The following is a 7,961-nucleotide window of genomic DNA, read 5'->3' on the forward strand; positions in this document are numbered from 1 at the left end:
AGTGGCCGCTGGATAAGGTGCAGCAGGCTGCGGAACGTTGGGCGACTGAGGTAAATAATACGCTCGGCTACCGGATTGACTCTGAGGCAGCCCGGCAGTATATGCAGGGTCTGATGCTGCATCTGGTGTATCTGGGTGCATTCGCGTTAGAGGACCTCGCGAGCTACCGCAGGAATGCTGGGAAGTCTTATCTGCTGAACCTCCTTGATTACGCGCCGGCCAGCGGTCCGTCTGCCTCTCGTCCACGTTATCCGGCAGCGAGTAATGGTGATGGCTTTGAAGTGCTTTCTGGAAGCCAGGGCGCTACCTGGTATCAGCGTTGGCTGGCTTGTCTGAATCCGGGAGAGTTGGTCGATCGAAAACAGTTGGAGTCGGTGTTGGGGGCGTCGTTCAAGGCTCTTTGTTCGACTGGGCTGCTTAAAGAGGAGCTGAGTGAGCGTGGTGTTCAATTGTGGGCGCTGGTGCCTGAAGTGCTGCAAGTCACCTCGGAAGTGCATGGCGTAGAGTGCCCGGGCCATCGTTCTCTTCTGTTGCCGGCAAGCCATGCCAAGGCTTGGCTAGGCATGCCGCTGTTGAACGCGGCACACCCGGATCTGCATTACTTGCAAGTTGTACCCCCACGTGACTCGCTGTATCGCAACCTGTTCCGCCATGGCGTCATTCACAGGGTGATAGCTCATGAGCATACCGGGCTGCTATCCACACCGGAGCGGATCCGCGTCGAGAACAGTTTTATGCGTGAGGGTGGCAAACCGTGGGAATACAATCTGCTGTCTGCTACGCCGACCCTGGAAATGGGTATCGACATTGGCAACCTGTCCAGCGTGCTGCTTTGCTCCGTGCCGCCAGCACAGGCAAATTACCTGCAGCGTGTTGGGCGAGGTGGGCGGCGTGATGGCAACTCCTTCGTTCTGACCGTGGCCAACGGTCGGCCCCATGACCTGGTGTTCTACGCCGACCCGAGCCGCATGCTGGATACCCCGGTGGAGCCCCCAGCTGTTTTTCTCAAAGCGCGATATGTGTTGCGTAGGCAACTGCTGGCATATGCCATGGACTGCTGGACCAAGGAATCCAAGGGCGACAACCTAGTGCCTTCGACTATGCAGCCGGTGCTGGATGCGGTGGAAAAGGTCCAAGAAGACCGCTTCCCCTATACCCTGTTGAATTTCCTTAAACACAACATGCAGGAAATTTGGGATGGTTTCAGTGTTTATGTAGCCAGAGAGCTCAGTGGTGATGATCTTGAGTTGCTGCGCCAGTTCTTGTTTGGCGGGCCGCAGCATCTGGATGACCATTTGCAGTTGTATGTGCTTGGGCGACTCAAGGTGGTTGCTGATGAGCGGGCAAATATGGCAGCGCGCAGTGCGGATCTGAAAAAGCAGATAGATAAGCTAGCCAAGGCACCGCAGGACGAGCATACCCGTGAAGAACTCGCTGAGCTTGAGCGAGAGCGTGAGGGTTTCAATCGCTTGCGCTATGTGATGAACCGGCGCGAAACGCTCAATTTCCTAACAGATGAAGGCTTACTCCCCAACTACGCCTTCCCTGAGGAAGGAGCGACCTTGCATTCGGTTATCTTCCGATCAGAAAAAGCGATTTCTGGTGAGGGGGCTGAGCGCGAATTGATAAAGCGCGAGTACGAATACCAGCGACCGGCACAGGCAGCGCTGACGGAATTGGCGCCTGAATCGGTGTTCTATGCCGGGAACCGCAAGGTGAAGATATCCCGAGTGGAAACCGCCAAAGGGCGCAATATTCAGGACTGGAGATTCTGCCCGCGATGCCATTACTCCGCAGCTGCGGACAACCCCACTGCAGGCTTCAGCGAAAAGATCTGCCCGCGTTGTCATACCAGTCAGTGGGGGGATTCAAGCGCTCGTACCAAGATGCTGAAGATGACTCAGGTGTATGCGTTTACTAACGCACGCGATGCGCTGTTGAACGACCACTCGGATGATCGGGAGCCGGTATTTTTTAGTAAGCAGATGCTGATCGATTTTAAGCCTGCAGATATCCATATCACTTGGGTTTTGGATGATAAGGATCGTCCGTTTGGTTTCGAGTTTATCCGCTCGGCGACTTTCCTTGAGGTGAACTTCGGTCGCCGTGATGGCGAGGAGATGATGTTCCAGGTGGCTGGCGAGGAGTTGCAGCGATCCGGTTTTGCCGTTTGTCGCGAGTGTGGCTCGGTGCAGAGCCGTAAGGTGATGGCAGGCAAGGGCGAGCCGGTTCATCTGAAGAGCTGCAGCTATGCCAAGGGCGTGAAAAAGCTTGTCAATGGCGGTGACGACTTTGGACTGGACAACTGCCTGTATCTGTACCGCCAATTTACCTCGGAAGCCCTACGTATTCTGTTGCCAAGACTGGCAACGGGGGGGACTGAAGAGCAGATTAACTCCTTCGTTGCAGCCCTGCAGTTGGGGCTCAAACGACGGTTTGGCGGCAAAGTTGACCATCTGCGAGTAGCCCACCAGAGCGAGCCGATAGGGGAAACAGACGAACGTCGACATTTTATTGTGTTGTACGACTCCGTGCCCGGCGGGACTGGGTATCTGCATGAGCTACTGAGCCGGGCTGAGAACATGCAGTCTGTGTTCCGCATGGCTTACGATGTCATGGAGACGTGTGATTGCTACGAGCACACTATGGATGGTTGTTATCGCTGCCTGCTGGAGTACCGCAATGCCTATGGCATGGAGAGCACCAGTAAGGCGATAGCCTTGGAAATGCTCAAGGACATTGTCGAGGGTGAGCATGAGTGGGTGCAGAACAGCGAGTCCCTAAGTTCCCTCTCCGGTAATCCATGGGTGGAGAGTGAGCTGGAAGCACGTTTCCCGGAGGCGCTTGCGCGATTCAGTGGTATGGATTGCGTCAGCGGTCAGAAGGTCAGGGTATCGGCTGACATCATCCACGGTAAGACCGGTTACCGGCTGACGATCGGCGAGCAGGCCTACGAAATGGAGCCTCAGGTTGATCTGGGCAAGACTGAGGGTGTCCAGTTTGCCAGTCGGCCGGATTTCGTGCTTTGGCCTGCATCGGCTGATTTCAAGCCAGTTGCGATCTTCCTTGATGGCTACCAATTTCACGGGCGGAAGAGTAGCGAGGATCTGATCAAGCGACAAAGCTTGATGCATGCCGGTTTCGTGGTATGGACGTTGAACTGGTATGACGTTAACAAGGTGATTGGTGATAAAGCCTTGGATGTGCCTTTACTAACCAGTATGACTTCACCAGCACAGCATCACCAAGCGATCGCGGGGTTGGCAAAATTGGCAGGGACAGCCAATACGGCTCAACACCTGAGCATGCCCACCTTCGACTTACTCATGCACTTTCTTGCCGATCAGAATCCGCAAGCGTTGTCGGAGCAGGCGCTATTTTTCATTCTGCAATGCTTACCGGCTGCTTCGTTGGCCGACGCAGAAGTTCGGGCGAAGCTTTTGCAAAGCCTCCATGGCCTGCCGGTAAGCTTTACCGATCAGCAACCTGAGTCGATAGCTCTCGCGGGTGCGGTGGAAATCAAGGATGCGCAAGGGGCTGCACTGATCAGCTTGGGCTTTATTGCCGGTGCGGATTTGGTCAGACAGTTTGATCTGAACCAAGCCTTGGTGTCATTTTGCTACGTCTTGAAGCAAGGCAGTGAAGAGGCTGCTCGCTACCAATGGCAGAGATTCTGGTCCGCCGTGAATTTTCTGCAGTTCCTTCCGTTGCTTTATGCCTGGACGCCCGAGTCCAAGCACGATGGGACAGCAGCAGGCTTACTCTGGCCGTTGGTTGGTGCGATGGCCGAAGGGTTGGTCGAAGCACGCCAATTGCCCGACTGGTTCCAACTGCTGGATCAGAATATAGCCACTGCCTTGGGCGAGCATCAGATTGCTTGGCCCATGTCTGCTGTTGTCGGCGATGCGGTTATGGATGAACAGGGTGAGGTGGTCGGTGAAGCAGAGCTGCTCTTGCCAGAGCAGAAAATTGCTCTGCTGCTCGAGCATTTGAAAGACCAGCAGGCGGCGATGGCGTATTTGCAGAAAGCAGGTTGGAACATCGTTTCCAGTGCCAAGGACCTGGTTAAAGCCATCACCCAATTAAATTCAGGAGCCTGAGATGGTTAGTATTGCGTTTTCGGACAAATATTTTGACAGCCTGTTGAAGCTTACGCCGAACGAGCAAGCTCAGGCTAACAAGGCGGTTATGCTATTTCAGCAAGATCCGCAACATGGCGGTCTCCACTACGAAAAGCTGACAGCTTTCAGGGATGACAAACTGCGTTCGATCCGGGTGAATCAAGATGTTCGAATCATCCTGGCGACAGTGGAGAAACAGAACTTATATCTGATGCTCTACATCGACCACCACGAGCAGGCTTACTTTTGGGCGGCGCGTCGTAAGGTCGAGATCAACCCCAACACAGGCAGTCTGCAAGTGTTTACTGTCCAGGAGCACGAGTTGGCGGCACCCGAACAACCTGCCATGGTTGCACAGCCTGGGTTGTTTGATGCCATCCGCGATCGTCAGCTGACTCAGTTGGGAGTGCCGGAGGAGGCCTTGCCACTGGTGCGTAGCATGAAGATCGAGGCTGACCTGGAGACGGCGCGTCTAAATGAGCAGATCCCGGCAGATGTACATGATGGTTTGTTCATGCTGATGGCTGGCGCCAGCTTCGAGGAGGCTTTCAACGAGGTTGTTCCAGAAGTCACACAGCAGGTGGATACCGACGACTTCACTACGGCTTTGGCGCGCCCCGAATCTCGGGCGTGTTTTGTTGTGGCAGAAAATGAAGAGGCACTGCGGGAGGTGCTCAATCAATCGCTGGAGAAATGGCGTGTTTTCCTGCACCCGGCGCAGCGGCGTTTAGTGGAAGGCAAGAAGACTGGCCCGGTGCGAGTGCTGGGTGGTGCCGGTACTGGCAAGACCGTAGTGGCCATGCATCGTGCTAAATGGCTGGTCGAGCATGTGGCCAATCCAGGCAATAAGGTGCTGTTCACCACCTTCACTCGCAACCTAGCGACGGATATCCAGCAAAATCTGAACAAGATTTGCAGCCCGGCACAACGCGAGTGTATCGAGGTGATCAACCTGGATGCTTGGGTGATCAGCTTCCTGAAGAAGCAGGGTTATGACTATGGGCTGTTGATGAATGCCCAGCAGGAAAGGCAACTCTGGGAGCAGGCTTACTCCGAGAAGCCAGCTGGCTCTGAGCTGAGTTTGGCGTTCTTCCAGGAAGAATGGGCTAGGGTGGTTCAGCCCCTATCGATCATGACTGCCGATGAGTTCAAGACCGCTTCCCGTATTGGTCGGGGCACGCCACTGAATAGACAGCAGCGTATCGATATCTGGCCTGTGTTTGAACGCTACCGAAATCTACTCTCCAGCAATTACCTCAAGGAACCGGATGACGCTTATCGCGATGCGCGCCGGCTGCTTGAAAGCCGTGCTGAGCTCCGGCCGGAGCTGTGCGCGGTTATCGTGGATGAGGCGCAGGATATGGGCACCCAGGCATTCATGCTGATTCGTGCTCTGGTACCTCCGAGTTCTAACGACTTGTTCATTGTCGGGGATGGGCACCAGCGCATTTATGGCAAGAACAAGGTGATATTGGGCCAATGTGGTATCGATATACGAGGTCGCAGTTCTCGCCTCAAAGTGAACTACCGTACTACGGATGAAACCCGAAAGGTCGCGATTAGTGTGCTTGAGGGGGTGTCAGTGGACGATCTTGATGGCGGCGATGATACCAACGCCTATTACCATTCGCTGATGCACGGACCTAGTCCAGTTATCGTGTGTTTTGCTGGTATGGATGAGCAGGTACGACAGGTAATGCTGGACCTTCAGGCCAATGCTTTGGCTCCTGAGAATTGCTGCGTGATTGCTCGTACCCGCAAGGAGTTAATAGAAATTCAAGCTACATTCGAGAGCTATGGCTTGCGCTGTCATATGCTTGATCGTGACAGTGTCTCCACCCCTGATGATTCCATCAATCTGGCGACGATGCACCGTGTAAAGGGGCTTGAATTTGATGCGGTATTCATTCTGTCTGTGAATAAGGGCTTGGTACCCCTGGACTTCGTGGTTAGTCAGGCAGCTGATCTGGTGACCAGACGCCAGAAGGAAAACGAGGAGCGTGCGCTTATTTACGTCAGTCTGACCAGGGCCCGAAAGCTGGCATTTGTCTATGGGTACGGACAGATGAGTGAGTGGTTTTGAAATAGAAAGCCACGGATGGGGTGGTGAGGCATAACTCTCTAAACTCTCAATGCGCGCTGGAGGCGATGGCTTGCCTTTGGTCGCATTGGAAGACTGAGTTGGGGGAATATAAAAAGGATGTTATTATGGCTGTTGCATGGTTCAGATAACTATGCAGCAGCAGGTGACTCCCGAAGGATGCTGCAATTAGTGCTTTGCACGGCCGCTGCGCGGCTACATTTTCAGTTGCAGTCTCCAGATCACCATGTCACCTGGTATCTCTGGAGATATTTTCATCGATTTTCGCCAAAGCATGACTTTTTATATGAACCTAAATGCTCTTGATTTATCTATATTAGGGTTCAATCTTAGTGAGCATTGGTTAGGTCCTCAGGGGGCGGATTTTTTCTCACCGTAACGTGCTATATTTGACAATACATGGTCCTATGAATCATGCGGCAGCAGGTGACTCCCAATGGATGCTGCTAAAGGTGCTTTGCACGCCGCTCCGCGGCTACATTTTTTGCTGCGTCTCCAGATCGCCATGTCACCTGGTATCTCTGGAGACATTTAGCGATCTTTGTTTAACGCTTGTTCCTTTTTTGATATGAGCTGAAATAGTTCTATTTTGCTTTCCATGGAGATCATTTGTTCGTGGGCCTCAGTTAGGTTTGCAGTGTCTATGTCTTTTATTTCGTCATATCCAAATCTTATATAGCGTGATTCATTGGTGGTTATATGCTTAAGCCGCTTGTGATAGGTGAATGAGTTTTCTATCTTCATTATGTAAGTATGGAGGTGTGAAAATGTAGGTGCTTCGACAAAGCTACTGATTTTGCGACGGCATACAAAAGGGTTGTTTGCAGCTTTGTGATTTAGACCTTTGTTCTTGAATAGCACTACTTCATTATTTTTCTTTAGCCAGTATCGACCTACATCAAACCAGTAGCCTTGGTCTGCGATTGCCTCTACTTTCATGGCTCCAAGTTGATCTGAAATTAGATTATGATTGCTTTTAAAGAATTCATCAATTGCGTCGCGCTGGATGGAGATGTGAATTGAATCAATATTTACATAACATAATTCGACGCCTTTATGATTTATTAGTCGTTCGATTGTTTTAACCATTTTTAGCCGAGCAGCGGCCACCACTTGCGAAGAAAGGCTAAAGAGTGTATCGCTAGCGCCTGCGTCTAGGTAGGACAGCTGATAACCTTGATGTGTCGGAGTAAGTTCGAAGTATTTATGGCGAGTTAAGAAATCAATAATTTTTTCAGAACTGATTGAGTCGAGGTTCATCGAATATTCAGTAGATAGGAACTCTCTAACTTTTCCCATGCTTTCGAAGGACTGTTTAGAGAAGCGGTTTTGGTTCGTAGCGCTGTGCATGTGCTGTATGGATGCTTTGCACAAATTTTCCTTAACTCGATCCCCACGCCGCCTATGATATATTCTCTGAGAATAAAGATTTAGCCCTGTGCGAAGTAAAGGATGTTCAATCGTATCTTCACTGTACAGGCCTTCAATAATTTCAATGCTGTCAAAAAAATCGACATAATACTCGACTTCATCATTATGGAGAAGCGTCTCTATATTGTCTCCATAGCTTAGTTGGAAAAAATAAGACTTGCCAAGTCGTTTGTACCGGAATGGATGGTGATCAAGAAGGAAACTTTGCTTTGCTCCCATGAGACGAACTCGGTAGAGGCCATTTTTTAGATTTTTGGAGTCGATCGGTTGGCCCAAGAAGCTCTTATATTCTATCGAAGCTGGATTGC

At 51.8% G+C, this 7,961-nt stretch carries 3 protein-coding genes; 2 read left to right on the forward strand and 1 reads right to left on the reverse strand.

Annotated features, from left to right (window positions below; translation table 11 throughout):
- The first annotated feature begins 113 nt into the window (after nt 1-113).
- Both HP546_RS22175 and HP546_RS22180 read left to right on the forward strand, forming a co-directional pair.
- Nucleotides 114-4,100 carry a DUF1998 domain-containing protein gene (locus tag HP546_RS22175; protein WP_218584584.1) on the forward strand — a complete coding sequence of 1,329 codons (3,987 nt, stop codon included), beginning with the start codon at nt 114-116 and terminating at the stop codon, nt 4,098-4,100.
- 1 nt (nt 4,101) lies between these two features.
- Nucleotides 4,102-6,204 carry a UvrD-helicase domain-containing protein gene (locus HP546_RS22180; RefSeq protein ID WP_172229465.1) on the forward strand — a complete coding sequence of 701 codons (2,103 nt, stop codon included), beginning with the start codon at nt 4,102-4,104 and terminating at the stop codon, nt 6,202-6,204.
- A gap of 549 nt (nt 6,205-6,753) precedes the next feature.
- Here the strand turns inward: HP546_RS22180 and HP546_RS22185 are convergent.
- The coding region (locus HP546_RS22185) for a hypothetical protein (protein WP_218584585.1) at nt 6,754-7,961 on the reverse strand (1,208 nt) is incomplete at its 5' end.

The sequence above is a fragment of the Pseudomonas sp. CM25 genome, from assembly GCF_013179705.1.
In the GTDB taxonomy this organism is placed as follows: Bacteria; Pseudomonadota; Gammaproteobacteria; order Pseudomonadales; family Pseudomonadaceae; genus Aquipseudomonas.

Coding starts and splice junctions, on each gene's coding strand:
- HP546_RS22175 (WP_218584584.1), top strand. CDS start 114: ATGCTGCATCTGGTGTATCTGGGTGCATTCGCGTTAGAGGACCTCGCG.
- HP546_RS22180 (WP_172229465.1), top strand. CDS start 4,102: ATGGTTAGTATTGCGTTTTCGGACAAATATTTTGACAGCCTGTTGAAG.